This is a genomic window from Thomasclavelia cocleata (genome assembly GCF_900102365.1).
Lineage (GTDB): Bacteria > Bacillota_I > Bacilli_A > Erysipelotrichales > Coprobacillaceae > Thomasclavelia > Thomasclavelia cocleata.
This window is the reverse complement of record NZ_FOIN01000079.1, coordinates 1-3,584: the sequence shown is the minus strand read 5'-3', so window position 1 is coordinate 3,584 and position 3,584 is coordinate 1. Positions and strand designations below refer to the sequence as shown.

Annotated in this window: 2 protein-coding genes; both read right to left on the bottom strand. The window is 30.5% G+C overall.

Translation table 11 applies throughout. From position 1 onward, the window contains the following. A partial coding sequence (locus BMW96_RS13740) for a family 20 glycosylhydrolase (RefSeq protein WP_092357137.1) occupies nucleotides 1–3,241 on the bottom strand: 3,241 nt, incomplete at its 3' end. Nucleotides 3,242–3,330: 89 nt separating this feature from the next. Continuing rightward, on the bottom strand, nucleotides 3,331–3,584 hold a 254-nt coding region (locus BMW96_RS13735), incomplete at its 5' end, for an LPXTG cell wall anchor domain-containing protein (protein WP_143050766.1).

Sequence of the window (3,584 nt, the reverse complement as noted above, 5' to 3'; positions counted from 1 at the left end):
CTGTATAGTTTCCTTCTACTAATTCAGCTGTTGAATCTACTAGGTCTTGTAATTCAGCCTTGTCACCTTTTAAGAATTCTAACATATGCATTGCTGTTGCTAATCTTGCAAATGATGCATCTACTTCTTCTTGTGTTGCATTATCATTAGCTAAGATAGCTCTTGCTTCTTCTAATGCTGCATTGAATTCAGTTACTACTGCTGGTACTACATTTTCTAAGTCTGCTTCTGTTACATTACTTGCCATTTCTACAGCAATTGATAATGCTGTTTTACTTACTGTTACTTCTTTTTCTAAATTATTAATCGCATTTTGTAGTGCTTCTTCTACCACTTGTGTTTCTAATGAATTTTCAGCATAAACCTTTTGAGCTTCTATCAACGCATCTACAAAATCTGCAACTGCTTCAATATCTTTTCCTTCTAAATCTATTTCCTTGGCTTCAGCAATCAAATCTCTTAAAGTATTATCTTCTGGAACTTGTTCAAATGTAAAATTAACCTCTGCAATCTGATACCAGTTACTCTTAGCTTCTGTTAATAGAATTCTTACATATTTTACCATTGTCTGATCAAAAGACACTGTATTGTCTAACTTACTATCATCAAATGATCCTACTGTTGTCCAGTTCTCATTATCCATTGAAATCTGAATATCTGCAGCTACGATTGCATCGCCACCAGCATCACTAGGAGTTAAAACACGTACACTTGACATATTAACTGGTTCTGTAAAACTAAATACAATTTCTGTACCTACTTCTTGGGCTTTATTAAACCAACATTTAGTTGATTCATCATTATCTAACATTTTATCATAACTATATTTGTTACTTGGATAAACTCCTACAGAATAGTAATCATCAGTGGCACTTACACTTGGAACATTACCATCTGGAAGCATTAGTCCATCTTTTGCAGTTTGAATTGCTGCTAAAGCTTCATTCATTTTTTCAACTGTTAAATCTTCACTATATAAAACATTCTTAGCATTAGCAACTACGCTTTGATATTGACTATATCCTGTTGTATAACCTTTATCTTTTAATGGATAATTAGCTTCAATATATAATGGATAATATTTTAATTCCACAACTTTATTTTTAGCACTAACCAAATCAGCTAAAGCTTCATCAACTGCTAATTGCTCACTATTTTCATCTAAATATACTTCTTTTGCAGTTTGGTATAAAGAATTATAATCAGAAATTGTTTCTCTGATGTAATTTTCACTTAATAATGGATTATTTATTTCATTTGCAAGTTCAGTTTTATCACAATATAGTTCATATACAAATGTAAATGTAACTCCTTCTTTTGTGTATTTACCACTTACTGCTTGATCAGATTTTAAACGATAACCATAAATATTATCACCACTAAATTCAAAATCTTCACCAACTGTTCCATATTTAACTACATCATTCTTTAAAACTTTTCCACTTTCGCTTACATATTTTAAAGTTACTTTTCCTAAATCTTCTGCAAGTAAAAATTCTCCTGAATCAGGTAATTGTGATTGTTTTTCAAAACCAGCAACATTACCTAATTTTTCATAATTATCTTGGAATTGTTCAAAAGTAGTTATTTGATTACTTCTAACATTCCATGACTTACTTGCAAGCGCTCTTAATTCGTCGCTAACATCATCAGTTATAACATCTTCATCAACTAAATTTGGATTATCACACCAAATAGCAATTGATGCACCTTTAATGAAATCAGAATCATCTGCAACAGTATTTTCTTGGAATTTACCTGGTGTCCACTCATTAAAAATTTTACGATCAGCGTTCAAATTATCAAAAGAATGTTGTTCTCTTCCATCTGTAGGTTTAGAATTTCTTAAAACATAGTAGAAGAAACTTGCATTAATATTATAAATTGTATCATGTCCTTTTTGAATAAATGTATTTAATCTAGCAATACTTGAATTCCATGACATTTGTGACCAAAAATCAATTCCAATATAATCATGCATTTTGATCATTTGTGGATTTTCATAATATGAATTTTCACCATAATAAATACCATCATTCCAAATACGTGGAGTAAAACCACGATCATGGACAAATTCAGCTAATTCATTAATATAATTAGCTAAAACATCTTTCCAAGTTGCATTTGGATCAATATTAGCCTTAGCATAATTATCTAAAACACTCTTATATTGGGTAGTGAATGGTGCACGGTCAAATTCCATATATTCATCTCCACCAATATGAAAGTCAGTACATCCTTCAAAAAGATCCATATATTCACTATATAAACTTCTAATATACGCAATAGCTTCTGGATTTGTAACATCTAAACCTGAAGCAAAATGTTCGCCTGAGCTATTTACTTGACCATATTCAGGATGTGCTCTTAAAATTTGATCCACATGTCCAGGACTGTCGAATGATGGAATTACTTTTACCCCATATTTTTTAGCTTCCTGTAAAATTTCTCTTACTTCATCTTTTGTAAGATATTGATCAGATACAATAGATGGATCAGTTTCACACTCGATTCTAAATCCTAAATTCTCAGAAAAATGCATTTGAATAGCATTCATTTTTAAATATGACATTTCTCTAATTTGACGAATAAACCAATCTTTAGAAATATATTTTCTTGCACAATCAACATGTAAACGTCTTTCAGCAATGTATGGATAATCTATAATAGTTCCATATACCAATCCATTATTTGTTATCATTAAATTTTGAATTGTTCTTAATCCATATAATACAGCAGTTTCTGATGCTCCTGTTAAACGAACACCATTATCATCAATTTCTATTTTATAAGCTTCTTCACTAGTTGTTTCTTCTGTAATTGAACTTACGTCATCAATAGTAATTAATACATCACCATATCCTGCATCTTTTTCTTGAGCATATACCATAGCAAAAGGTGCACTAGATACAATTTCTTTTTCCATAAATTCACTATTAACTAATTTAACTATTTCAGCCAATCTTTCATTATCAAGATTTTCTTGATTAGCTAAAATTGCAAGACGAGTATCACTAGTCATTCTCCAAATTTTATGAGATTCATCAGCAGTATATTGTTGTAATATAGGATTAGTCAATGAAGCTAACTGCTCATCTGTAAGGTTTGAAACCTCTTGGCTATACACAATTGGCGTATTATCTTTAGCCTGAATTAAATATGAGCCATTTGAAAGAACTATTGATGCTACTAATAGTAACGATAAAGGTGCTTTTTTTAATTTTTTTATATTCCCTTGCATAAACTTTCCCTTTCTTATTGCTTTATCAAAAGCCAGCTCACCATCATTAATAAGTAGTGAGCTAAGCTTTTACTTATTCACTTCTAATATTACTTATTTTTATTAAATTTCTTTTTCTTAAGTAATGCAATTACACTTAATGATGACATTAATCCAAATGCACCAATCATACTAGTTGTATCTCCAGTTTTAATTGCATTTCCTTTTGTAGTTGTATCACCTGGTTTTACTGGTGTACTCTCTACTGCTTTTACTTCTAATTTTTCAATACTTGCTTGTAATCCTTCCACTGCTGCCTTTACTTGTTCTTCGCTTGCTTCTGGATTATTTAACACTGTATTTG